The organism is Streptomyces sp. NPDC058279, from assembly GCF_042881255.1.
GTDB lineage: Bacteria > Actinomycetota > Actinomycetes > Streptomycetales > Streptomycetaceae > Streptomyces.
In genome coordinates this window covers 1-22,830 of record NZ_JBHVYA010000024.1, presented here as the reverse complement: position 1 = coordinate 22,830, position 22,830 = coordinate 1, and the positions used below count along the sequence as shown (strand labels likewise).

The 22,830-nt window shown below is 68.3% G+C and carries 21 protein-coding genes and 3 pseudogenes; 16 read left to right on the top strand and 8 right to left on the bottom strand.

Going from position 1 to position 22,830, the window contains the following annotated elements; translation table 11 throughout:
- Window positions 1-3 precede the first annotated feature (3 nt).
- Together ACFVXJ_RS29115 and ACFVXJ_RS29110 are read left to right on the top strand one after the other, a co-directional pair.
- Window positions 4-489, top strand: a complete 486-nt coding sequence (locus tag ACFVXJ_RS29115; RefSeq protein WP_361319587.1) for a cyclic nucleotide-binding domain-containing protein — start codon at window positions 4-6, stop codon at window positions 487-489.
- Window positions 490-532: 43 nt separating this feature from the next.
- Window positions 533-1,222 carry a response regulator transcription factor gene (locus tag ACFVXJ_RS29110; protein ID WP_361319585.1) on the top strand — a complete coding sequence of 230 codons (690 nt, stop codon included), beginning with the start codon at window positions 533-535 and terminating at the stop codon, window positions 1,220-1,222.
- Between the two features lie 9 nt (window positions 1,223-1,231).
- Here ACFVXJ_RS29110 and ACFVXJ_RS29105 read toward each other — a convergent pair whose 3' ends face one another.
- Window positions 1,232-2,953: a GAF domain-containing protein gene (locus ACFVXJ_RS29105; RefSeq protein ID WP_389666195.1), complete on the bottom strand. Its 1,722-nt coding sequence runs from the start codon at window positions 2,951-2,953 to the stop codon at window positions 1,232-1,234.
- A 918-nt stretch (window positions 2,954-3,871) separates the two neighbouring features.
- Between ACFVXJ_RS29105 and ACFVXJ_RS29100 the strand changes: the two genes are divergently transcribed.
- On the top strand, window positions 3,872-4,495 hold the full coding sequence (locus tag ACFVXJ_RS29100) for a CBS domain-containing protein (RefSeq protein WP_389666194.1): 624 nt from the start codon (window positions 3,872-3,874) through the stop codon (window positions 4,493-4,495).
- Window positions 4,496-4,708: 213 nt separating this feature from the next.
- Window positions 4,709-5,584, top strand: a complete 876-nt coding sequence (locus ACFVXJ_RS29095) for a slipin family protein (RefSeq protein ID WP_389666192.1) — start codon at window positions 4,709-4,711, stop codon at window positions 5,582-5,584.
- Window positions 5,585-5,725: 141 nt separating this feature from the next.
- On the opposite strand, the gene ACFVXJ_RS29090 is transcribed toward ACFVXJ_RS29095, so the two are convergent.
- Window positions 5,726-6,814 (bottom strand): alcohol dehydrogenase catalytic domain-containing protein, encoded by a 1,089-nt coding sequence (locus ACFVXJ_RS29090; protein WP_389666191.1) that lies wholly within the window; start codon window positions 6,812-6,814, stop codon window positions 5,726-5,728.
- Between the two features lie 655 nt (window positions 6,815-7,469).
- Here ACFVXJ_RS29090 and ACFVXJ_RS29085 point away from each other — a divergent pair.
- From ACFVXJ_RS29085 to ACFVXJ_RS29070, 4 genes and pseudogenes are all read left to right on the top strand, one after another.
- Window positions 7,470-8,654 carry an IS701 family transposase gene (locus ACFVXJ_RS29085; protein WP_389666189.1) on the top strand — a complete coding sequence of 395 codons (1,185 nt, stop codon included), beginning with the start codon at window positions 7,470-7,472 and terminating at the stop codon, window positions 8,652-8,654.
- 206 nt (window positions 8,655-8,860) lie between these two features.
- Window positions 8,861-9,265: an IS5 family transposase gene (locus tag ACFVXJ_RS29080; protein WP_389666187.1), complete on the top strand. Its 405-nt coding sequence runs from the start codon at window positions 8,861-8,863 to the stop codon at window positions 9,263-9,265.
- Window positions 9,262-9,417: pseudogene (locus tag ACFVXJ_RS29075) on the top strand (transposase); the annotation flags it as partial. The gene ACFVXJ_RS29080 and the pseudogene ACFVXJ_RS29075, both read left to right, overlap by 4 nt.
- Before the next feature lie 165 nt (window positions 9,418-9,582).
- Window positions 9,583-11,439 (top strand): esterase/lipase family protein, encoded by a 1,857-nt coding sequence (locus ACFVXJ_RS29070; protein WP_389666186.1) that lies wholly within the window; start codon window positions 9,583-9,585, stop codon window positions 11,437-11,439.
- A 997-nt stretch (window positions 11,440-12,436) separates the two neighbouring features.
- Here ACFVXJ_RS29070 and ACFVXJ_RS29065 read toward each other — a convergent pair.
- Window positions 12,437-12,835 carry a lipocalin family protein gene (locus ACFVXJ_RS29065; protein WP_389666184.1) on the bottom strand — a complete coding sequence of 133 codons (399 nt, stop codon included), beginning with the start codon at window positions 12,833-12,835 and terminating at the stop codon, window positions 12,437-12,439.
- An 827-nt stretch (window positions 12,836-13,662) separates the two neighbouring features.
- On the opposite strand from ACFVXJ_RS29065, the gene ACFVXJ_RS29060 reads away from it, so the two are divergent.
- From ACFVXJ_RS29060 to ACFVXJ_RS29045, 4 genes are all read left to right on the top strand, one after another.
- The gene (locus tag ACFVXJ_RS29060; RefSeq protein ID WP_389666182.1) at window positions 13,663-14,742 is read left to right on the top strand and encodes an MFS transporter; all 1,080 of its coding nucleotides are present in this window, start codon (window positions 13,663-13,665) and stop codon (window positions 14,740-14,742) included.
- A gap of 353 nt (window positions 14,743-15,095) precedes the next feature.
- Complete coding sequence (locus tag ACFVXJ_RS29055; protein WP_389666180.1) at window positions 15,096-15,497, top strand: VOC family protein; 402 nt, start codon at window positions 15,096-15,098, stop codon at window positions 15,495-15,497.
- A 130-nt stretch (window positions 15,498-15,627) separates the two neighbouring features.
- Window positions 15,628-15,975, top strand: coding sequence for a VOC family protein (locus ACFVXJ_RS29050; RefSeq protein WP_389666178.1), 348 nt, complete (start codon window positions 15,628-15,630; stop codon window positions 15,973-15,975).
- A gap of 1,259 nt (window positions 15,976-17,234) precedes the next feature.
- Window positions 17,235-17,522 carry a chaplin gene (locus tag ACFVXJ_RS29045; RefSeq protein WP_389666177.1) on the top strand — a complete coding sequence of 96 codons (288 nt, stop codon included), beginning with the start codon at window positions 17,235-17,237 and terminating at the stop codon, window positions 17,520-17,522.
- Between the two features lie 418 nt (window positions 17,523-17,940).
- On the opposite strand, the gene ACFVXJ_RS29040 is transcribed toward ACFVXJ_RS29045, so the two are convergent.
- Window positions 17,941-18,285, bottom strand: a complete 345-nt coding sequence (locus ACFVXJ_RS29040) for a hypothetical protein (RefSeq protein WP_389666175.1) — start codon at window positions 18,283-18,285, stop codon at window positions 17,941-17,943.
- Window positions 18,286-18,290: 5 nt separating this feature from the next.
- On the opposite strand from ACFVXJ_RS29040, the pseudogene ACFVXJ_RS29035 reads away from it, so the two are divergent.
- Window positions 18,291-18,518: pseudogene (locus tag ACFVXJ_RS29035) on the top strand (transposase); the annotation flags it as partial.
- A gap of 207 nt (window positions 18,519-18,725) precedes the next feature.
- On the opposite strand, the gene ACFVXJ_RS29030 reads toward ACFVXJ_RS29035, so the two are convergent.
- Complete coding sequence (locus ACFVXJ_RS29030; RefSeq protein ID WP_389666173.1) at window positions 18,726-18,986, bottom strand: hypothetical protein; 261 nt, start codon at window positions 18,984-18,986, stop codon at window positions 18,726-18,728.
- A 156-nt stretch (window positions 18,987-19,142) separates the two neighbouring features.
- On the opposite strand from ACFVXJ_RS29030, the gene ACFVXJ_RS29025 reads away from it, so the two are divergent.
- From ACFVXJ_RS29025 to ACFVXJ_RS29015, 3 genes and pseudogenes are all read left to right on the top strand, one after another.
- Window positions 19,143-20,513 carry a PP2C family protein-serine/threonine phosphatase gene (locus ACFVXJ_RS29025; protein WP_389666172.1) on the top strand — a complete coding sequence of 457 codons (1,371 nt, stop codon included), beginning with the start codon at window positions 19,143-19,145 and terminating at the stop codon, window positions 20,511-20,513.
- Window positions 20,510-20,881 (top strand): STAS domain-containing protein, encoded by a 372-nt coding sequence (locus tag ACFVXJ_RS29020; RefSeq protein ID WP_389666170.1) that lies wholly within the window; start codon window positions 20,510-20,512, stop codon window positions 20,879-20,881. The genes ACFVXJ_RS29025 and ACFVXJ_RS29020 overlap by 4 nt, the downstream gene beginning before the upstream one ends.
- A gap of 124 nt (window positions 20,882-21,005) precedes the next feature.
- Window positions 21,006-21,345, top strand: a pseudogene (locus tag ACFVXJ_RS29015) (transposase); the annotation flags it as partial.
- A gap of 18 nt (window positions 21,346-21,363) precedes the next feature.
- Here the strand turns inward: ACFVXJ_RS29015 and ACFVXJ_RS29010 are convergent.
- The 3 genes from ACFVXJ_RS29010 to ACFVXJ_RS29000 all read right to left on the bottom strand — a co-directional run bounded on the left by ACFVXJ_RS29010 (window position 21,364) and on the right by ACFVXJ_RS29000 (window position 22,377).
- Window positions 21,364-21,720, bottom strand: coding sequence for a transposase (locus ACFVXJ_RS29010; protein ID WP_389666168.1), 357 nt, complete (start codon window positions 21,718-21,720; stop codon window positions 21,364-21,366).
- A gap of 124 nt (window positions 21,721-21,844) precedes the next feature.
- Window positions 21,845-22,123, bottom strand: coding sequence for a winged helix-turn-helix domain-containing protein (locus tag ACFVXJ_RS29005; protein ID WP_389666166.1), 279 nt, complete (start codon window positions 22,121-22,123; stop codon window positions 21,845-21,847).
- On the bottom strand, window positions 22,111-22,377 hold the full coding sequence (locus tag ACFVXJ_RS29000) for a helix-turn-helix domain-containing protein (protein WP_389666164.1): 267 nt from the start codon (window positions 22,375-22,377) through the stop codon (window positions 22,111-22,113). The genes ACFVXJ_RS29005 and ACFVXJ_RS29000 overlap by 13 nt, the downstream gene beginning before the upstream one ends.
- Window positions 22,378-22,830: the final 453 nt, after the last annotated feature.

Genomic DNA, 22,830 nt, shown 5'->3' with positions numbered 1-22,830 from the left:
GCCATGAGCACCTCTTCCCTCCACCGGCTCACCTCCTCCCCCGACCGCTTCACCCGCGCCCTGTCCCCGGAGCACCGCGAGAGCCTGCTGGACCTCGCCCACGAGGCGAACTTCCCCGCCGGAGCGCGTCTGTTCAACCAGGGCGGGCACGCCGGCCGGTTCTGGGTCGTCCGGTCGGGCAGCGTCGGCATGGACGTACACGTGCCCGGCAGGCAGGCAGCCGTGGTCGAGACGGTCGGTCCCGGCGAGCTCGTCGGCTGGTCCTGGCTGTTCCGTCCCTACACCTGGCACTTCGGCGCCGAGGCCATGACGCCCGTACGCACCGACGAGTTCGACGCCGCCGCTGTGCGCACGCTGATGGATGCCGACCCCGCGGTCGCCCTCGCGATGTGGCACTGGGTGGGGCAGGTGCTCGCGCACCGGCTCGTCTCAGCCCAGATCCGGCTCCTGGACCTGTACGCGCCCCACGGCAGCGGAAGCGGCATCTGAGACAATTGTCCCCAGACGTATCCGATCTGAAGGTGTGGCGTGGATGTCCGATGCACCAGCTGCCGCCCCGGCCCCCACCCGGGTATTCCTCCTCGACGACCACGAGGTCGTCCGCAGGGGGCTGCACGACCTGCTGGATGCCGAGCCCGACATCGAGGTGGTGGGCGATGCGGCGACGGCCGCGCAGGCCCTTGCCCGTGGGCCCGCCCTGAGGCCGGACGTCGCCGTGCTCGACGTGAGGCTGCCCGACAGCGACGGCATCACCGTCTGCCGGGAGTTGCGCTCGCGGATGCCGGACCTCGCCTGTCTCATGCTGACGTCCTTCGACGACGAGGAAGCGTTGCTCGACGCGATCATGGCGGGTGCCGCCGGGTACGTGTTGAAGCAGATCAAAGGATCGGACCTGGTCGCCGCCATCCGGACGGTCGCGACGGGGCAGTCGATGCTCGACCCTGCGACGACGGCACGCCTGATGCGTTCGCTACGGGACCCCACCACCGGGAAGCCGCCCGAGGACCAGCGGCTGACGGTCCTCTCCGAGCGCGAGCGCGCCGTGCTTGAGCTCGTTGGCGAGGGCCTCACCAACCGTCAGATCGGCAAACGACTCTTCCTCTCGGAGAAGACGGTCAAGAACCACATCTCACGCTTGCTCGCCAAACTGGGGGTCGAGCGCCGCGTGCAAGCGGCGGTCATCGCCGCCGAGGTGCGCGAGCACGACGAAACCGGCCGCTGACACCGTCGCTCACCGGGGAGGGTCGGGGTGGAGCGGGATCCGCCAGTCCAGTCGGGTTCCGCCACCGTCCGGGCACGGCGAGACGGACAGCACGCCCCCGCGGGCCTCGGCGCGCTCCGCGAGGTTGCGCAGACCGCTCCGGCGGCCGCCGTTCGTGACACCCACTCCGTCGTCGCTCACCGTCACGCCCAGCACGCCGTCCGCCAGGATGATGGAGACCTCCGCCCGCGCCGCTCGCGCATGCCGGGCCACGTTGGTCAGGGCCTCGCCCAGGACAGCGGCCACATCGTCGGCGACCGGGGCCGGCACGTCGGTGTCGATCAACCCCTCCATGCGCAGCGCGGGCACGAAGCCGAGCACCGCCGCCGCCTCACCCACGGCCCGTACCGCGCGGACCCGGAGTCTCGGGGCGCCGCCCGCTGCCTCATGGTCGCGGAGTCCGAAGATCGTCGAACGGATGATCTTGATCGTCTCGTCCAGGTCGTCGATCGACCGGCTCAGCCGCTCGGACGCCTCGGGGTGCTTCACGAAGCGCTGGGCACTCTGCAGGGTCATCCCCGTCGCGAAGAGGCGCTGGATCGCGAGGTCGTGCAGGTCGCGGGCGATCCTGGTGCGGTCCGCGAGGAGGCTCACCTGCTCGGTGTCCCGGCGCCGGTCGGCCAGTTCGAGCGCCAGGGCGGCATGCGCGGCAAAGCCGGGCAAGGGCGCGACCTCGGTCGCGGCGAACAACCGCCGCCCGGTCCGCCGTGCCAGCATCAGCACCCCCCGCAGCTTCGCCCTGGTGCCCACCGTGACGGCCACGGCCGGCCCGAAGCCCGTCCAGACGTCCGGCTGCGCCGCGACTCGGACATCGGTGGCCACATCCGCGAGAGTGATCAGTTCGTCACGTGCCGTGACCAGCCCGGCCAGGATCCCCTCGCTGCCCGGCAGGACGATCCCCCGGTGCGCTTCGGCACCCTCCCCCAGAGCCAGCGAACCATGCAGTTCGCCGCTGGGCCCCACCTGGTAGAAGACGCACATCTCGGCCGAGATGATGTCCCGGGCCCGCTCCAGCATGCCCTCCAACACCTCGATCTCAGAGGCGCCCGACAAAAGCGCGCTCGTGAAGTCGGAACTGGCCGCCAGCCAACGCTCCCGTAGCCGGACCTTTTCGTACAGGCGGGCGTTGTCGACGGCGACTCCCGCAGCGACCGCGAGGGTCGACAAGACTCCTTCGTCTTCCGCATTGAAGTCCGTACCGCCGCGCTTCTCCGTCAGGTAGAGGTTGCCGAACACCTCGTCCCCGATCCGGATCGGTACGCCGAGGAAGGAACGCATCGGCGGGTGGTGCTCCGGAAAACCGGCGGAGGCCACGTGCTCCGAGAGGTCTTCCAGGCGCAGCGGCCGCGGATGCCTGATCAACTCGCCCAGCAGTCCGTGACCATTGGGAAGGTCCCCGATACGTGCCCGGAGCTGGTCGCTGACGCCCACGGGAAGGAACTCGATGAGCCCCTGGTCGTCCCCCACCACACCCAGCGCACCGTACTCCGCGTCGACGAGGACCACTGCTGCCTCCACGATCCCACGCAGCGCCTGGGCCAAGTCCAGCTCCCGCCCCACCGACATGACCGCCCCGAGCAGCCCGTTCAACCGATCACGGGTACCGCGCGCGTCAGTGATCTGTGCCTGGAGCGCGTCCAACCTCCGCTGCGGAATGCGGCTCACAGCCGCGTCGGGATCGTCCGCGACCATGGACACCTCCGGCGCCGTCGAGGGGCTCTGCCAAACAGCCCAGCCTTCAGCGTAGTCCTCCGCCCGCCGGCCGGTCAGGGTCAGGAGTGACGGGCATGAGGGCCTGACCGCAGTGAATCCGGTATGACTGATGTCCCGAAACGAGGGACCAGCCCTTGCCCACCCGCCCGGGGTGATGATCACTGGGTAGTTCGCGCGATGCATCGCCCCGTGCACGACGGATCCGAGCCGGATGCCTGTGTAGCCGCGCCACCCCTGCCCCGTCGTCCCACGATCAAGGCCAGGGCCTGCTCAGCCGCCTCGGCGGGGCACTCCACCGGGTGTCCGGTCGGTGCGTGGCGTCAGCCGCCGCGAACCCAAAACGACCAAGAAGTCTCGATGTCCCGCAGAGCACGGCTGCCGGGCAGCCGCGGTGACCACAGTGGTGCCCTAATACGCCGCCACCCGCTGCAGGCCAGAGACAGGGTCCCGGCGGCTGTACTCCGTGGTGACGGGAACTGCCGGAATAGCTCCGAGACCGCAGAGGTGAGGGGTGCTGTTGCCGCGGGCTGCCGCCTCGGCGGCGGCCCAGCTGCCGCTGTCCGTGCGGTGTGCGATCCGTCGACACCGACGACGACCGAACCGAGGCTGGACGTGTTGGGTCGGCCTTTCATGGCTTCCTCCTCTGTCGACCAGCGGCGGGGGTGTGCGGTCACGCTGTCACCCGGGGCGGCCCGAGGAGTGGGCCGCAGGGGCAGTCGAGGGACCGAAGGTCCCTTGCCCCGCCACGCACCACTTCGTCGACCGCGCACCGCCGGGACCGGTCAGTCCAGGCACAGGACCGTTCGGCCCTCGCTTCGCGGGCTGCCACGGCGGATGGTGGCTGGTGAGGGCGCTCCGCAAGGCACGCCCACCGGCCGACGCCGAGGAGGGCCGGACATGAAGCATGCCAAAGTCGGCTTCCTGATGACCGACGAGGTCGTCTCGGTCGCCGGGCGGACTCCGTTCGCGGACGTGGCCGCGCTGCTCGTCGAACATGACATCAGCGGAGCTCCGGTCGTCGACGAGGAGGATCGCGTCATCGGGGTCGTCTCGCATACCGATCTCATCGCCCGCGACGACCTCACCGCCCAGGAACTCATGTCAGCGCCGGCCGTCACCGTCCACGCCGAGCAGAACGTCACGGAGGCCGCCCGGCTCATGACCCGGCGCGGCGTGGGGAGGCTCCCTGTCGTCGACGAAGAGGACCGTCTGGTCGGCATCGTGACCCGACGGGACCTGCTCCGTGTTTTCCTGCGCCCGGACCACGAGATTCGCAGGTGTGTGATCGAGGACGTACTCGCGGAGACCATGGGTCTCGGCGCCGACGCGGTGGACGTGCGCGTCGTGGACGGGATGGTCACCCTGGACGGCCGGCTGGCGAGGAGCAGCCAGATTGCCATCGTCGTGCGGCTCGCCGGACAGTTGGACGGAGTCGTCGCGGTGACCGACCGGCTCACCGCGCGGTTCGACGATTCTCGCCTCACGCCACCGGATCGCAGTACCGACAGCGCCCTCCGGTGACGAAGCGGGCTCGGTGGGATGCGTCAGGAAAACGTGGACCGTTCGGCCCCTGCCCGGCGGGCCGGGGCAGAGCGACCCTGGAGACAGGCAGGCTCGCAGCACCAAGCCGTACAGGTGCGCAGCCCGCGACGGATCCGGGTCATCCCCGTGCTCCGCCACACACTCGGGACCTCACCCCGGCGGGGTGCCGTCCTATCCGGGAGGAGCACTAGCATGGGAGTTCTGATCGTTCTCCTGGTCGTCCTCGTAGTTCTCGTCCTGCTCGCACTCGCCATGGCGGTCAAGGTCGTCAAGCAGTACGAGCAGGGCGTGCTGTTCCGCTTCGGCCGACTCGTCGGCACCCGGGCGCCGGGCCTGCGGGTCATCGTGCCCTTCGCCGACGTCCTGCACAGGGTGTCCCTGCGGATCGTCACCATGCCCATCCAGTCCCAAGGCATCATCACCCGGGACAACGTCAGCGTCGACGTATCGGCTGTCGCCTACTTCCGTGTCGTCGATGCGGTGAAGTCGGTCATCGCGATCGAGAACGTGGGCGCGGCCATCAACCAGATCGCCCAGACCACCCTGCGCAAGGTCGTCGGCCAGCACACCCTCGACGAGACACTGTCGGAGACCGACCGCATCAACCTCGGCATCCGCGAGATCCTCGATGTCACCACCGCCGAATGGGGCGTGGAGGTCACCCTGGTCGAACTGAAGGACATCCAGCTGCCCGACAGCATGAAGCGCGCGATGGCCCGCCAGGCCGAGGCCGAACGGGAGAAGAGGGCCAAGATCATCAACGCCGAGGGCGAGTCGCTGGCCGCCGCCGCACTCGGTGACGCCTCCGACACCATGATGGCCCACCCGCTCGCCCTCCAACTACGCAACCTGCAGAGCCTTGTGGAGATCGGCGTCGACAAGAACACCACCGTCGTCTTCCCCGCGCCGCTGATGAGCACCATCGGCGAACTGGGGGCCTTCCTCGCCCGCGAAGCCGCGGCCTCGGCGGTCCCGGCACCGCCCACACCGGAGAGCACCGCTTCACCGGAGAGCACCGCTTCGACCCCCGGCCGACCCCTGACGAACGGGGCGGTCAGCATTGGATGACCCAAGACCCGCCGTACGGCGGGGTTGTGCGGAACGGCGGACGGAGTACCCACGAACATCCGTGGGTGCTCCGTCCGCCGTCGGGCCGCTGCGGCCCGACGGCCACCGGAGCCCGTTCAGAACCGGTCCCGGGAATGCCCCTCACGTCCGCTGGGTTCTCGATGGGTTCGATACCGCCAGATCGTCGTGCCGCGACTCACCCAGCACGACCTTCAGCGCGCCCGTCTCCCCCGCGTGGGAAAACACCTCATAAGCTTCTTGCATCTGACGCAGCTCGAAGCGATGGGTGAGCAGCGACGATGTCGGCAGCCGGCCCGCTGCCAGCATGCGCAGCAGCATCGGTGTGGAGTAGGTGTCCACCAGCCCGGTGGTGAGGGTGATGTCCTTGGCCCACAGGTCCTCGAGGTGCAGGGTTGCCGGTTTGCCGTGGACGCCGATGTTCGCGATCCGTCCGCCCGGGCGGACCATGCGCGTGCACATCTCAAATGCCTCCGGCAAGCCGACGGCCTCCATGACGACATCCGCACCGAGGTCGTCGGTCAGGTCGTCCACCAGCCGTTCCGGCTCCTCGGCGGCGCTCACGGTCGCTTCTGCGCCGAACTCGCGGGCCTTCGCCAGCCGGGACGGCCCGAGGTCCACGGCGATGATGCGGGCCGGCGAGAAGAGCCGGGCCGTGGCGATGGCCGCGAGCCCGACGGGGCCCGCGCCGACCACGACGACGGTGTCCCCGGGCCGCACGTTGCCGTTCAATACTCCCACTTCGTAGGCGGTGGGAAAGATGTCCGCCAGCAGGACAGCGTCGGCACTGTCGACCGTGCTCGGCAACGGGTACACGGAAAGGTCGGCGAACGGTACCCGGACGTATTCGGCCTGGGTGCCGTCGATGCTGTGGCCGAGCACCCAGCCGCCGCCCCCGCGGCACTGGCCGTAGCGGCGCTCGCGGCAGAACCGGCACCGGCCGCACGACGAGATGCAAGAGATCAGCACCCGGTCGCCCGACCGCACCGAGCGGACGTCACCGCCGCTCCCCACCACTGTGCCCACGGCCTCGTGACCAAGCACCCGACCGGGAACGACTTCCGGTAGGTCACCCTTGACGATGTGCAGGTCCGTACCGCAAATGGTCGTGGCGTCCACGCGCACGATCACGTCGGCGGGATCCCTGATCGCAGGATCCGGCACGTCCCGCCACACAGTGCGCCCCGGCCCCTGGAAAACGAGTGCCTTCACGACGCCACCTCTTCTTGTTCTCCCGGGTTCCGGCAAGGGTCAGCTCATGCTGCCTCCATCGCGGGGTTCGCAGACAGGGCCGGATGGTCCCCGGCATGGGCCTGACAGACCCGTCCATGCCTGCCGCGAAAGTGTGATGGTGGATGCCGGGGCCTCTCTCGGCGACGGTTGAACTCGGTTCAGGCACGAATTCGGTGAAGTGGATCGTGCTGCCGTGCGCCGCTTGGGGACGCGGCGCAGCGCGCAGCGCGCAGCGGGGAACTGTGCGCTATCGGCCGTGCACCTCACGGACCCACCGACACCAGCCCTGATCGAAACGCCCGGCGCGGGCCCCCAAGGGGGCTCCCTTCCACCGGACCGCGGGTACCGGCAACCGGTGGAGGGCGGCCGGTGGTCACCCCGATTTGGGTGACTCACCGCTTCGGAGACGAGGGGATGCTCCCTGGGGCCGCAGCCGTTGACAACCCGCAACGCCCCTTGCCAGGACGGCAAGGGGCGTTGCCTTGTGCTGCTGCCCGGGTCCTCGAAATCAGTGACGAAGCCAAGGGATGGGAGCCCGGTCCGGCGGGGCGCGTCGAGGAGACAGGGATCCAGGGGCCTAGTACTGCAACGGTGTTTGCCGTGACGGTTGGGCAGGTCGGTCGTTGGTCAGTTCGTGGGTGGGGAACTTGCCGAGGCCCGGTTGTGGGCTGGTGAACTGAAGGCTCTGCATGAGCGGTTCGTGCACCGTTTCTCGAGGTCGGAGCCGCGGGAGTCGGCTCTTGCCTATATGCGGGGGCTGATAGCCCCGTTGGAGCGGAAGAACGGCTGGACGCTTGCCGAGGAGGCAGGGCATGCAGGTCCGGACCGGATCCACCGGCTGTTGAACCGGATCGTCTGGGACGCGGACGAGGTCTTGGACGACGTCCGCGACTACGTCATCGACCACCTCGGCGACCGGGATGCGGTGCTGATCGTGTACGACACCGGGTTCCTGAAGAAGGGTGTCCGCTCGGCCGGTGTCCAGCGGCAGTACTCCGGAACCGCCGGCCGGACGGAGAACTCCCAGATCGGAGTGTTCCTCGCCTATGCCGGCAGCCGCGGCCGCACGTTGATCGACCGCCGCCTCTATCTCCCCACGTCATGGACGGACGACCGCGACCGATGCCGGGCCGCCGGCATCGACGACACGGTCGCTTTCGAAACGAAAGTGGTGATCGCCAAGGCCATGGTCCGCCGGGCGATCGCCGAGAAGATCCCGTTCCGGTGGGTGACCGCGGACGCCGCCTACGGCTTCTCCAAGGGCTGGCGGTCCGAGCTCGAGCGGGCGGATGTCTTCCACGTCATGGCCACCACCCGCCACGACACAGTCGTCACCCGCTGGGCCATGGACCATCCCGTTCACGACCTGTTCCCCGGGTTGCCCCGGCAGAAGTGGAAGCGTCGTTCCTGCGGCTATGGTGCCCATGGCCCGAGGGTCTACGACTGGGCCAGGGTCGAGGTCCGGCCCTGGCACCGCGAGGACCGCCAGCACTGGGTGATCGCCCGCCGAAGTGTCCGCCGGCCCGAGGAAATCTCGTACTACATCGCCTACTGCCCGGCCGAGAGCACACTGGATGAGCTCATTCGCGTCACGGGAAGCAGGTGGGCGGTCGAGGAATGCTTCCAGACCGCCAAGCAGGAGTGCGGCCTGGACGACTACCAGGTCCGCCGCTATGACGGCTGGCACCGCCACATGACCCTGGCCATGGCCGCCCACGCCTGCCTCACCGTCCTGCGAGCCCGCGAACTCGACACCGGGAAAGCAGAAACGGATCCTCCCAGCTCATACCCCTCACCCTCCCCGAACTCCGACGCCTGATCAGCCGACTCGCACGGCCACGTCCCGGCATCGACCACGTCCTGCACTGGTCACACTGGCGACGGCGGCGACAGTTCCAAGCCCGCATGAGCCACTACAAACGACGTGGCCACACACCACCAGAAACCAACAAACCATCACAGCAAAGACCGTTGCAGTACTAGGGTCCGTCTTCAAATGATCGTTCGATGATGGATCATGGTGTCGTGATTCGTCGTCATGAACTGTCCGATGCCGAGTGGGAGTTGCTGGCCCCGCTGATACCGAGTGCCGGCAGAGGCCGTCCTCGCGCGGAGGACCGCAGGGTCGTCAACGGGATGGTCTACAAGATCCGGACCGGCGTTTCCTGGCGTGACCTGCCGGAACGTTACGGCTCGTGGAAGTCGGTCTACACCCGCTTCCGCCGCTATGCCATCGACGGAGTGTTCACCCGGGCCCTGCAACAGATCCAGGCCCGGGCCGACGCCACCGGTGACATCGACTGGCTGGTCCAGATCGACTCCACCATCGTCCGCGCCCACCAACACGCCGCCGCCACCGGCCGAAAAGGGGGAAACACCGGACGGACGAACCGGACGATCACGCCCTCGGTCGATCCCGCGGAGGCCTGACCACCAAAATCCATCTCGCCTGCGATGGCCGCGGCCGGCCCCTGGCCGTACTGCCGACTCCCGGCCAACGACACGACGGCATCTGCGCACGACCTCTGCTCGAACGCATCCGGGTGCCCCGCGCCGGCCTGGGCCGGCCCCGTTGCCGACCGGACCACGTCATCGCCGACAAGGCCTACAGCTCACGAGGATTCCGCGCCTACCTGCGCAAACGCGCTCCCGCCCCGGATGGTCCGGCCGCACGAGTGACGCTGCACCGGCTCCGGGAGACCCCTCCCCCCGGCGGGTATTCCTTTGGTTCCACACGAAGGAGCGCAATGGACAGGCTTCCGATCATCTACGTGCGGGGGTACGCAGGCTCGACATCCGGCATTGACGAGGCTGTGAACGATCCGTTTTACGGGTTCAACCTCGGTGCTACGCACGTCCGAGTCGGCGGAGACGGTGATCCGATGTTCCATCAGTTCGAAGGGCCGCTACTACGCCTGATGATTGATGAGGACTATGAGCTGCTCGTCGAGGGAGACCAGAGCCGGTACCTCCGCGAGGCGAAGCCTGGCGAGCTGGAGGAGAGGTCGCTATGGATCTACCGGTTCTACGACCAGGCGGCGACTACCTTCGTGAAGCCGCCGGATAAGAACGTTGCCGCGCGTGTCTACAGGAAGGTGCATCGGAAAGCCACCGCTGACGGATTTGACATCGAAACTGCTACGGAGGGCCTGTATGACCTGATCATGCTCATCCTGGAAAAGACGGGCGCGCCGAAGGTTCATCTGGTGGCTCACTCCATGGGAGGTCTCGTCGTCCGCTGCATAATGCAGAAGATCTGTTTTCTGCCCATTGGTGAAGGAGGCGGCCGCCGCCGTGGACCGGTGAGGCGACAGATGAGAAGACTGCGCGAGAAGCTTCGGATGAAGCGCCGGCCGATACCACCTGTTCAGGGTGCCCCGCGAGTCGCCGCGAGAAAACTGGTCGCGAGATTCTTCACCTACGGCACGCCGCATGGTGGAATCGCGCTTCGGCCATGGGGGGTCGACTGGTTCCAGAGGACGTTCGGGCCCTCGGGCTCGGACGTCTTCGACCCAGGGAGGATGTACGGCTACCTCACCCCTCACGCAACCTATGGGGACACGCCTCCGTCCTCCGTCAAGTGGGATCCGCAGGTGATTCCGGAGAAGGTTTTCGCCGCTGCCGACATCTTCTGCCTGGTTGGCACAAACTCGAAGGACTACGAAGCCGCGCGCGGGGCATCCCGGCACGCGGTCGGGCCGATGAGCGATGGCCTGGTGCTCATCGAGAATGCGTATGTCCGCGGCGCGCATCGGGCGTACGTCCACAGATCACACTCCGGCCGCTACGGGCTGGTCAACTCAGAGGAGGGGTACCAGAATCTGCGGCGATTCCTCTTCGGTCGGTGGCAGATCGGCATGGAGTTGGTCGGCCTACCTGCGGCTCCCGGCGATTCCGGGTGGCAGGCCGACACTCGCCTCGCGATCCGTGGCCTGCCTATCGTGATGAGCGAGCAACGGGCCGACCACTGGTGCCCGGTCCTACTCAGCGAGGAGATCAAGCGTCACCGCGGCGCATCTCGCTGCTCTGTCCCGCTGGTCAGCACATTCCTCCTAAATCCCGGCCGAGCTGCGATCAAGCAGCCGCCATCGAAAGCCCGGGCCGGGTCGCCGCATCAACGTCGGATGCGCTACACGCTCACCCTCCAGGTGTCCAAGCTCAGCGAACGCAATGGCACCTTCATCCCCGACGACCACCTTGAGCAAGTTCCCGATTGGGGGGACTGGCTCATCATCGACATGGAATCCCCTCGGGACGGGACCATCCCGAAGTCTTGGGCGGCGTGGAAGTCCACTGTGGAAGGCGAGAACGACCGCTTCGACCCGATTGCTAAGCAGACGATGCATTTCCTACCGAAGCCACACCACCACGTCTCCGAGATCACACTGCCCCCAGGCGCGCGGGGTCTTCCCGTCCTCGGCCCCGACGCGAAACTGAGAATCACCGTGCACAAGCGCAGCAGTGTCAGAGCGGACGCGGCCAGGGACCCCTGGACCGCCAAACACAGGGCGGATGTCCCCTCCGTCATGCGACGTCTCGCCGACTGGGTTAGAGGACGCTTCCGGCGCGCCCGAAGGACGGAGCACGTTGAGACGCGCAGTTGACAGTGGACAGGATGCCGCAGCGCCCGCTGGAGCCTCGAGACGCACATCCGGGCCATCGCTGGTGGGTGCCGCGTTATCGGAGCATCGGGCGGGGCGATACGAGCCGGTCCACGGATGGCCGGGGTCGACGGTGATCAGATGCTCGCCGATTTGGATGCTTCCCCAACCGAACCCCCAGCCCGCGCAGGGCGGGGCCCGGCCCTCAGGCGCTGCGGGGTTGCGGCCGGTCGTCTTCTTCGCCGGAGTCTGCTTCGTGGCCATCTTCTTCGTGGTCTTTTTCGTGGTCTTCTTCGCGACGGGCAGATCATGGATGGTGGCGTCACCGCCAGTGCGGGAGGCTCTGGCCTCGCTGACGGACTTCTCCAGCATCGCCATCAGGTCCACCACCTCCGCGGAGGCCGGTGCGAGAGCTTCCACGGGCCGGAAGTCCCGGCGGCAATGAACATCAAGCACCCGATGAGGAGATCACCCCGGAATACGTAGCGCCACCTCACCGCCGTATTGATGTGATTCTCAATGGCTCCGGTATCGGCCAGGCATTTGGCAGCATGTATCCGACCGACGCCAGATGAGCGTGGCTGTTGCCGTTGGCGGGAGGTGTGCCCCGGGGCGTACGAGGTGGCGACGTCCTCCCTTCGGCAGCACCGCGAACCCTCTGGTGTCGTCACTGCGTTTGACCACCCTCAGCGCGATCTGCCAGACCTTCGCGGCGAGGTCGACGACACGATTACCGCATGGTGGGTGATGTCGTTTTCTAATAGCTTACGCCTACCTCGGTGCCCGGCCTCGACCTCGCTGCCGTGGGCCTGCTGGCCGTATCTGCGCGCTGGGTTATGACGTTCGGCGGCGGTCGAAGGCACTTGGTATTCCTGTTGGGTCTCCAGGGCAACTTCCCCCAAGGCTCCGGCGGTTCCTCAAGTGGTCACACCAGGTCGGCCTGCTCCGCACGTCGAGTTCCAGCAGTGGCTGGCAGCCGGATCCCCGGCCGGAGGCGGAATCACCTGAATCGCACGTAACTCTCGCCATCGAGGTATAGGTAGCCATCTTGTCCGATACCCCACCGGAACGTGAGCGGCGCTCCCCCTGCCGGGTACATCGTCAACTGGTTTCCGCTGACCGCGAAGCGGCCGGTGATGCGCTGGCCGAGGATGTCCTGGCTGAACGAACCGTCCTCACGGAAGCTGTAGACGGAAGACTCGAAGCCATCGGAACTGCCGCCGCTCCAGTCGCCGATCAGCGCAGCCGGGATGGCCGGACGCTGATCGTCAAAGCCTCCACCGCCCGACGCAGCGATCCCGCCCGAACTCCCGCCTGCCCCGCCTCCACTGCAGCCCCCAACAGCGAGCAGGAAGCAAAGCACTGCGGCCGGTACCGCCATGCATCGCGCTACGTTCACCAGGCCTCCAAGTGCCGCGAGATATTGTTCGCCTCAGCCTCCCCAAGCAGGGATGAATCAAAGCCAGGTGGTCATTAATGCACATAATCTGATCACATCTTATTAAACCCTGGCTATGGCCTGTTGCGAAGGTGGATCTCTTTCGGTCATCCCCACGTCTCGTGGGACGTTGGGATCTGACGAACGGCCAGTGGCCCCGGCTTGAGCCGCTGCCGCCGCGGGGCATCCTGGCCGAGGTCAAGAACCCGGCGGGCAACAGGCGCTTGGGCGTTGCACTGCCTGGCCGCCGGAGGGAGGTGAGTCACCCCAATGTGGGTGCCTCACTCTTTGTGTGTTGCAGACGAGGGTTCACCTGGGCGGCAGCCGTTGGTGCGACAGCGTGTATTGCGCAGGTTGGTCCACCAGGTGAGTCGAAAACGGCTACTGGTTGATCACCCATGGAGGAGGGGGACGGCCGGTTGCGCAGTCAGGCCGTGGTGATCGGGATTTCCTGTCGTAGCTGCTGCACCCGCCGTCGGCCAGCTCGCCCGCCCACAGCGGCCGGGTCAGCTCTTGCAGCTGCGGGGACGGTTCGGTTGGTCATGCGCTCTACACCTCCCCAACCGCGTACGGATGCATCCAGACGCAAAGGCCGGACTCTCACCGGGTCCGGCCTCGCGAAAGGGGCGCCGCTTGAGCACAGCCGTCGATGTGCGTGTCAGACAGTGCCCAAGCGGCTCAGTTCGCACTGGGCGTGACGTTTATGCCCAACGGTGAAGGCCACCTCGCGCGCCGATGCCTGGGGAAGGGTCGTGGAATAGGTTCCGTCAACGTGTGGAGGTAGCCCCGTGCACCCCAACCTGAGCCGTGTGATGCGCTCTTCGCCGTACTGGCCGGTGATCGGTCACACGACGCTGCGGCGGGTCCTCCCGGGATTCGCCGTCTCGTCACTGGGTGACGGCATGGCCGTGGTGGCGGTGAGCTGGCTGGCGATCGAGCTGGCGCCAGGCGTGGACCGCGGGTTCTGGGTGGCGCTGGCAGCGGCCGCCTACACCCTGTCGGGGGCGGTGGGCGCGCTGCTGCTCGGTCGCTTCCTGTTCCACCGGCCGCCCAGCCAACTGGCTGGCTGCGACGCGGTGTTGCGGGCGGGAGCGCTGGGGGTCATCCCGGTGCTGCACGCCTTTGGTGCACTCGGCATTGAGGGGTACGTCGCGCTGCTGGCGGTCTCCTCCGTGCTGCATTCCTGGGGTCAGGCGGGTGTCTACACGCTGATCGCCAGGGCGCTGCCAAGGCGCGACCACCTGGCGGGCAACGCCGTGCTGTCGGGTGTGGGGTCGATCGCCACGGTGGTGGGGCCGCCGCTGGCCACGCTGCTGATCGCATTCGGGGGCCCGGCGACAGTACTGGCCGTGGACGCGACGACGTTCCTCGTCCTGACAGTGACCTTCCTGGTAGCCGTCCCCAAAGACGCGGTCCCGGAGCCCGAGAACTACACGGCCTCGCGGTCGGCCGGTTTCGCGGTGATCCGACGCAGCCCGGCGCTCTCCGGCCTCCTCGCCCTGAGCTTCGCGTTCTTCTTCCGCTTCGGCCCCGTGTACGTGGCGCTCCCATTGCACGTGTCGGACGATCTGGGCGCCTCGGCCGGTGTGCTGGCGGCGTTCTACACGGCCTTCGGCATCGGCGCGGTGCTGGGTTCGGTGATCACCGGCTTCCTCAGCCGATGGCGGTTGTGGCCCACCATGGTCGGCATCGTCATCGGCTTCGGTGCGCTGATGCTCCCCTTGGGCCTGAACGCCCCGACGGCCGTGTCGGTCGTCTGCTTCGGGGTAGCCGGGCTGCTCTGGCCGCCGTACTCATCGCGGTCGGCGCGCTGCGCCTGTCCGGTGCGGGCATCGCGGTGGTGGGCCTGGTCGCCGCCTCCGCGCTGACTCTGCGGGCCGCGCGGACGTGTCACGAGCCGGCTGCGGGGACCGCGGAGCCGGCCCGCGCGGAGTCGCAGGCGCGGACGGACGCAGAGCAAGAAGCAGAGGCGCGGCCGTAACCCCAGCGGGTAGGGAGCAGGAGACGCCGCTGATCGGGACTTGACCCGCGCCCTGCACTAACGCGGGTAACCCGCGACCGACCTGCGCCGCGGGGGCTGGAACGTCCGTGAACGTGGCGGCCACCTCAGCAGTAAGCCTCGTAGCCGTCGATCGGCAGATTCCCTCCGTCCATCCGTCACATTCTCCTGCCGGGGGCCGTCAGGGAGATGACAGAGAGCGACAGGTGGAAGGACCACTCCATGCTGACCAACGTCATGTACGTGACGCTGTACGTCACCGACCAGGACCGCGCGCTGCGGTTCTACACCGAGCAGCTGGGCCTGGAGAAGCGCGTCGACTTCCCGAATCCGGGCGGGCGTTTCCTCACCGTGGGCGTCCCCGGCAGTCCCGTCGAGATCCTCCTGTGGGCGCACGCCCCGGCCGCCGGCCAGCCGGCCGAGCCGGGCGCAACGCCCGGCCCGGTCATTCTCGAGTCGGACGACCTGCGCGCGGACTTCAAGGTGTTCCGCGACCGGGGTGTGACCTTCGACGAGCCGGAGCCAGTGGACTACGGCTTCGGCGTCCGCATCGAGACGGTGGACCCGGACGGCAACCGCATCTCGCTGCGCGAGCGCAGTCGCGCAGGTCGTGACGACGGCTGACCGTTCACAGACCCGGACCGGTGTGGCAGGCGCGGCCCTGGGCCGGGCCTGCCACACCGGGTCGAAACGATGACGGTGACAAGCCTGACATTGTTGAACGAAGCCCCCAACGCAGACGAGGAGTTCCGGCATGCCGATGAAGATCGACTCGGTGATCGCACGACAGCGCGTTGACGACCTGGACGCGGCCATCCCCTTTTACGAGCGACTGACGGGCCGCACGGCCGACCGCTTCGCCTTAGCCGGTGTGCACCTGGCGAGTGTCGGGTCCTTCCTGCTGTTCTGCGGTCCGGACGAGGCAGTGCAGAAGGTCGCCGGGGTGAGCGCCACCCTGACGGTCGCAGATCTGACCGCAGCCGTCGACGAAGCGGTCACCGCCGGCGCCACGGTGGTAATGCCTGCGCAGCCCACCCCCAACGGTCACCGAGCGGTGCTGCGACACCCTCACGGGGGCGTGTACGAGTACGTCGGTCCCTGAGCCAGGACTTGTCCGAGCGGTCACTGAGGTTTTCCTGCCGCCATCCGGCCGGGGCGCAGCCGCCTTCGAAACGGGCATCCGGGCCCCTCGCGCAGTACCGGGAACGGGAAGGCGGCGGGATGCCGGGGCACGGCACGTCGAGCTGCCCCCGGACGGCGTAGAGCACCCCACCTGGAGTCGACCCGGCGGACGCCGAGGCGTACCGCGGCCTGGTCCGGGCCCAGGGGCACGTGCCGGTCAAGGAGCGCGGGCAGGTCAGACGGCGGCCGAGCGCGGCCACCTTCGTCGGCCCCTGCGGTCAGGACGGCTTCCAGGAGCAGGTCCGCCAGGGAGCGGAAACCCCATTCGCCTCACATTCTCCAGCACCGAAGCCAACGCACGCCTCACCCTGCTCCCGGCCGCAGGCGGCACCACGACGTCGATGACGGCGAATCCCAAGCACTCCGACTCGCCGGAATCCCGACTCTGCGAGCAGCGCCTCCACCGTCCTCCGGGCGCCACATGGGACCCGCGACAGCGGGCGTTCGAGTAACCGAAGGCGCGCCGCCGGCGTGGTGCGCCCGCGAGGCGGGAGTGGATGCGGTTGGCTGGTGGGGACTCCGGTCGCCCCCGGAGGGGTGGCTGTGCGTCACCACTTCCTGCTCCGAGGCTCGCCGTCACGTCGCCGCCTCGGAGCAGGGAGGATCTTCTCGGGCGAGACCTCCCCGACCCACAGACGTCGCCGCCCGTTGGGCACGCTCCTCGCTGCGGCTCAATAGCCTTCGGGGAAGATCTCCCGACCGTCTCAGGCGTGGTCGGCGGCTTCGCCGACTCGGCGTACGCGGCGTTGATCCGCCGGGCTTCCTCGACTGGTGTTGGGGCGGCCCGGTACTACCACCCCAGAGCGCTCTGGTCACCGGGCCTCGCCCGCGCACGCCCTATCGGCGCGGACTGCGCCCGACCGTAACCGCAGCCGGCCGGCGCCCCGCACCACAAGCACAACGTTCGGCATCCTGCGTGACATCGAACCGGGCACGTTGACACCCGAAGCTGACACCGCCACTCCCGGCCCTCGTATCCCGCCACGATCCGGGACAGGCGGCCCGGGTGTCGTGACGGGGTGACCGGCGCAGGCGTGCGAGATCGGACGGTTCACCGGCCGCATTAATCCGGTCACCGGTTCGGCCCAGTGCCCGTAACGGGCGGACGGTTCGGACGGTTGGGGGGTGCGTCGCCCGAGCTGCATCCCCCGACAAACAGTGAGTTCAAGGAGAATGTTGATGTTCCGAATCGCCAAGGCCGTAGCCGCCACCGCCGCCGCCGGCGCCGTCCTGGCAGGCGGCGCCGGCATCGCCGCCGCCGACGCCACCGCCGAAGGCGCAGCCATCGGCTCCCCCGGCGTCCTGTCCGGCAACGTCGTCCAGGTCCCCATCCACATCCCCGTCAACCTCTGCGGCAACACCGTCAACGTCGTCGGCCTCCTCAACCCCGCCTTCGGCAACACCTGCATCAACGCCAGCGGACACAAGGACGACCACTACAAGGGCCAGCAGCACGGCGAATACTGACAACACCCGGCCCCCGGACCCGGCGCACTTCACGCCGTCACCCCGGACCGCCATGTGAACCAGCCGCAGCACACAGCCCGACACCGAAATCGGCCACCCCTCCACCGTCCGAGGGGAAGGCCGAATCGTGCCGGGCTGTGCGCTGCAGTCTTCGGGTATACGAAACGGCTCCGCCGTCGGAGAGGGGAGCCGTTTGCGTATGCCCTTCACTCAGCGGCGGTACATCACGTACAGCTTGTCGTTTGTCCCACTGACGTGGTGGGTCGGACTCCAGGTGTCGTCAGCGTGCGGCCGCTGTCAGGGGGCCGGCGCCCGGCGTCGCGACCGCCGTCGGCGTACCCGCCTACGCCGGTGTGCCGCTGCGCGGCATCATTTGGTGGCCGTGCCGGTCTCCCGAGCAGCAGGTCAGCAGCGGGGCTCAGCGAGGCTCTTCGGGGCGTTCGTAGAACCGTTCAGCCCATTTGCGGTATTTGCCGATATGCTGATCGGCTGCTACCAGGCGCGGCTGGGCCTGGTATTCCTGGTAGTGGAGTGTCGCCAGGTCGGCGTTGAAGTCGTTGACGTTCACCATCAGGGCCAGCCGCTGGATCAGCCGCGCAGTCCATGGTTCCACCGCCTGGAGCAGGCGAGGGAGAGCGGGTTGGGTCACGGTTGTCGCGATCCGCACGTGGATGCGCCACGGACCGACTGGGGTGGGTATCACCATGACTCGGAACCTCATGCGCGGCCGGGCTAGGTCGAACTCCAGCACCATCACGCTCATGCCATAGATGGTGGCGATCCAAGCGGATCGGCGTACGCATCGCCCGCAAGGGCATCGAGTCCAGCGAACGGCTCGGGCGACGCCGGTGGGTGATTGAGCGGACCATGTCGTGGCTGACCGGCTACCGCCGACTCAACCACCGCTACGAACGAAACCCCCGCAACTACCTGGCCTTTCTCGGCCTCGCCGCCGCCCTCTGCTGCTACAAACGACTCGTCCGCCTCACCACATAGGACACGGTCTTAGCGCGTTTGTCGCACGGCGTTCAGCAGGGCTTGAACGAGGTCCGCCGCGCGACCATGGGTACGCCCCCGTTGTCCGCCCGGTGGCACCCGTGCTGCCGGCTCACCGGGCGCTGACGGGGGCGGCCGTCGTCGTGACGCCGGTACGGCGGCGGGTCAGCTCGGTGCAGCGGATTCCGCCGCCGGGGTGCCACTCCATCACCGGGCCGACAGCTCGGTGCGCCAGGACACCGGGACCAGGCCGCCGCAGTCGTACCGGGCCGTTGCGGGGATCGTCACCTCGACGCCGTCCTGCCTGCCCGAGCCCATCCCGGTCATCGCCCGGACCTGCTCGGCGGCGGTGAGCGTGCTAAGCGCGCTCGCCTCCTCGGGCACCAGTAGCGCCAGGTCCGGGATGCCCTCGGGAGTTCGAAGTGCGGCGGGTAGTTCTCGGACAGGGCGGTCCGCTGTCTGTGCCATCCTGTCCGGCTCAGGTTTCTTGACGACCGGGGGCCGGTCTAGGCTGCGACAGTCGTTGGCCACCAAGGCCGGCGCGGCAAGGAAAGGCAAACGATGCCGCAAGCGGGACACGCGACCGGCCCGGAAGACACACCGGGCCGGCTAACGCTCAGTGCCGTGGAAGAAGCGGCCCGGATGGACGCGGTGCGCCGCTACGACATCCTCGACACCCCTCCGGACGGTGCGTTCGACCGTGTCGCGGCGATGGCGGCCCGGCTGTTCAAGGTGCCGGTGGCGAGCGTGACGATCGTGGATGAGGACCGGATTTGGTTCAAGGCTGCCTACGGTCTGGAGGGCGTGAGCGAGATCGGCCGGGAGCCGGGCCTGTGCGGTTCGGCGATCCTCGCCGATGAAACCCTGGTGATCCCGGACACACTCACCGACCCCGTCGCCTTCAACAACGGCCTGGTCACCGGGCCGATGGGCGTCCGTTTCTATGCCGCGGCTCCGATCGTCACGCACGACGGGCACCGGCTGGGCACCGTGAACATTCTTGACACCAAGCCCCGCCTGATCACCGAGGACGACACCGCTACCCTCGCGGACCTGGCCGCGATCGTGCTGGACGAGATGGAGATGCGCCTGGCGGCCTTGAACGCCCTGCGCGTCGAGCAGGAGCGGCGCGTCGAGCAGGAGGAGGCCCGCGAGCGCGCGGAGCGCGACACCGCCGCCATTCAGGCGTTCGCCTCGACCCTTCAGCGCACTCTGCTGCCGCCGGCGCTTCCGGCGGTGCCGGGGCTGGAGCTGGCCTGCCACTACGCCACGGCGTCCCCGCAGAACGTGGGCGGTGACTTCTACGACGTCTTCCCCCTCGACGGCAAGAGATGGGCGTTCTTCCTCGGGGACGTGTGCGGCAAGGGCCCCGAAGCCGCCACCGTCACCTCCCTGACCCGCTACACCCTGCGCGCCGCCGCTCTGATCGACCCGGACCCCCACAAGGTCCTCACCTCGCTGAACACGGCGCTGCTGCTCGACCCGGCCGTCGGCACCCGGTTTTGCACCGCCGTCTTCGGTGTCCTTGAGCCGCACGAGAGGGAAGGGTTCACCGTCACGGTGGCCACCGGCGGGCACCCCCCGGCCTACCACCTGCGCGGTCACGGGACAGTCGAAGCGGTGCACCCCCAGGGCGGCATGCTCATCGGCGCGCTCGATGGCGCACGCTTCGCCTCCCACAGCATCCACCTCGCCCCGGGCGAAGGACTGCTCCTCTACACCGACGGGCTGACCGAGGCCCGCACCCTTGGCGGTGAAATGATCGGAGAGGAGGGCCTGACCCGTTTCCTCGCCGCGCGCACCGGGCCCGTCAGCGCGGCGGCGGTCATAGGGGACACCGTCGACCTCATCAATGCCATGCCCCACGGGGCCGGTGACGACGTCGCCCTGCTGGCCCTGTCCGTCCCCCTCGCCGACATCGCGGACGGCCTCACCGCGACCGCCACCGCCCACACCATCGCCCCCGCCGGCGAGATGCCGGAGAGCAGATCGTGACCGACTTCCGCCTCACCGCACAGCACACCGAAGGCGACCTCGCCGTGGCCCACGTCGCCGGGGAACTCGACATGGCCACCGCCCCCCACCTGCGCGCACAAGCACTGGCCCTGATCGAACAAGGCCACCGGCACCTGATCCTGGACCTCGCCGCCGTCACCTTCTGCGACTCCTCCGGCTTCAACGCCCTGGTCGGCATCTTCCGCTGCGCCAAGACCGCCGACGGCACCCTGGTCCTCGCCGCCGTCCCCGACCGCCTCGAGCGAATGCTCGACCTCACCGGGTTGAACACCCTGCTGCCCGCCCACCCCACCGCCGCCCACGCCCTCGTCGCGCACACCGGCAGCCAGGACACAACCACCGCGTAACCCCTGCGGTGGCCGCGCCGCGCGTTGCCTCGGCCCAGGCGATCAGCAGCCTCCGGTACTCCTCCGCGCATGCCTCGTCTTTGAGCTCATCCATCAGCCGGCGAATCCGGACATTGATCGGTCCCGGGTACGGACCGGGGTGCAGTGGCGTGACCTGCCCGAACGGTTCGGGCCGTGGAAAACAGTCCACGGCCCGAACCGCCATGGGAGCGTCTGTTTCAGCAGGTCCAGGCGGCGGCGGACGCGGCGGGTGAGATCGACTGGGGCGTCTCGGTCGACTCCACCATCGTGCGGGCGCACCAGCATGCGGCGGGTGCCCGCACCGACCCGCCGCCGGCGCCCGCCTCAAAGGGGGCCGAAGGGTCAGAACATCAGGACGAAACGCCGTGGCAGAGTCTGCACGCCCGCCTGGTGGAGGTGGTGCGGGAGGTGAGGGCCTGGGCCGCTCGCGCGGCGGGTTCACGACTACTGACCTCGGCTCTTCAAGGTGACGTTGAGTCGTCGAGGGTGAGGCCGGTGCCGGCTATGAAGCCGTCGAGGGTATGGGGTCGGTATTGAAGGCGTTTAAGGCGGTTTCGGACCAGGGTTTCGAGTCGGTCCAGGGCCATGACGGCGAGGTTGGCGAGGCTTCGTTTGACGTGTGCCCACACCCACTCGACGGGGTTGAGGTCGGGTGAGTAGGCGGGCAGCAGGAACACGGTCAGCCACTTGCGCTCGGCGACGAGTTCTCGCATCTTGCGGGAGACATGGGTGTTCAGGCGGTCCCAGACCAGCACGATCGGTGCTCTGACCAGCTGGTGGGCGCCGTCGACGAGGGCGATGAAATCCCGCTCGCTCATGCTGCGGCGTGTTCCTTTGCCCGCGGGGTGGGTCCGCAGGCGGTGACACGGCCAGGTCCGGGAACCCGGCCGCATCGCGATCAGCCCGGCCACCGACAGCCGCCCGAACGCCTGCCGCTGACGGTCACGACCGGCGTGATGCCCCGTCGGCCCCAGGTCCGTCCCCGGGGCGGCCTGCGGGTGAACCCGGCCTCGTCCTCGAAGCAGACGTAGCCCCCGCAGGCCGCCCGAGCCCTTTTACCTCCGCCCAGGTCGCCTCCCGCCACACCCTCACGGCCTGCTCGTCGCGCTCGGCGACCCGCCGCGCGGGCACCTGTGGGGAGAAGCCGAGCCGGTGCATCAACCGGGTGGCACCCGAGACGCTGTAGGGGACATGGAACTTCCGGCCGATCAGCGTGGCCACCCTTGACGCGGTCCACACCTGGTCCTCCACCCACCCGTGAGCGGCAGGCCCCTCCTCCAAAACCCTGCCAGTTTCTCCAGGCAGTACGGGGACAGCCGGCACCGAGACCCATTCGGACCGCGCGAGGTCAGAGCTTGAACACCGCCGTCTCGCCACAACTGCTGCCACAGGTAAGCCGATTTCACGCTCACCCGAAGCTGGCGGGCCACCTCCGACGGCTTGATCTGCCGCTCGAACAGTTCAGCCGCCTGCATCCGTACCGTCTCGCGCCGCTGACGTCCCGCCGGAGTCAGCCCGCCCCCATCCGCATATCTCACACATCACGGATACAGCCACCCACCCGCACCCAGCAGGGACTTCGCAACAGTTCACCCCAACGAGCTGAAGTCAATAAGGTCCACCTGAGCGCGGACGGCATGTGGGGGTCGGGAACTGCCGCAGCCACCAGGACGGCGTCATGTGCCTTTCCTATCGGGCCACCGGCGAAGAGGAGCACTCCACGCGCGGCCGCACCCGCCTGTTCGTGCTGCTGACCTCGGCTACCCGATATGGAGGAAGTCCTGGGTGCAGCTGAATCTGTACTTGCCCGCTACGGAGAAGTTGGCCTGGACATAGACCGTGTCCTATGTGGTGGGGCATCGTTGGCCTTGCTATGGGGCGGGGTACGTGGAGTTGGATTGTTCCGGACGGGTTGTGGGAGATCGCGG

Coding starts and splice junctions, on each gene's coding strand:
- ACFVXJ_RS29115 (WP_361319587.1), top strand. CDS start 4: ATGAGCACCTCTTCCCTCCACCGGCTCACCTCCTCCCCCGACCGCTTC.
- ACFVXJ_RS29110 (WP_361319585.1), top strand. CDS start 533: ATGTCCGATGCACCAGCTGCCGCCCCGGCCCCCACCCGGGTATTCCTC.
- ACFVXJ_RS29105 (WP_389666195.1), bottom strand. CDS start 2,953: ATGGTCGCGGACGATCCCGACGCGGCTGTGAGCCGCATTCCGCAGCGG.
- ACFVXJ_RS29100 (WP_389666194.1), top strand. CDS start 3,872: ATGAAGCATGCCAAAGTCGGCTTCCTGATGACCGACGAGGTCGTCTCG.
- ACFVXJ_RS29095 (WP_389666192.1), top strand. CDS start 4,709: ATGGGAGTTCTGATCGTTCTCCTGGTCGTCCTCGTAGTTCTCGTCCTG.
- ACFVXJ_RS29070 (WP_389666186.1), top strand. CDS start 9,583: ATGGACAGGCTTCCGATCATCTACGTGCGGGGGTACGCAGGCTCGACA.
- ACFVXJ_RS29055 (WP_389666180.1), top strand. CDS start 15,096: ATGCTGACCAACGTCATGTACGTGACGCTGTACGTCACCGACCAGGAC.
- ACFVXJ_RS29050 (WP_389666178.1), top strand. CDS start 15,628: ATGCCGATGAAGATCGACTCGGTGATCGCACGACAGCGCGTTGACGAC.
- ACFVXJ_RS29045 (WP_389666177.1), top strand. CDS start 17,235: ATGTTCCGAATCGCCAAGGCCGTAGCCGCCACCGCCGCCGCCGGCGCC.
- ACFVXJ_RS29040 (WP_389666175.1), bottom strand. CDS start 18,285: ATGAGCGTGATGGTGCTGGAGTTCGACCTAGCCCGGCCGCGCATGAGG.
- ACFVXJ_RS29030 (WP_389666173.1), bottom strand. CDS start 18,986: ATGGCACAGACAGCGGACCGCCCTGTCCGAGAACTACCCGCCGCACTT.
- ACFVXJ_RS29010 (WP_389666168.1), bottom strand. CDS start 21,720: ATGAGCGAGCGGGATTTCATCGCCCTCGTCGACGGCGCCCACCAGCTG.
- ACFVXJ_RS29000 (WP_389666164.1), bottom strand. CDS start 22,377: ATGCAGGCGGCTGAACTGTTCGAGCGGCAGATCAAGCCGTCGGAGGTG.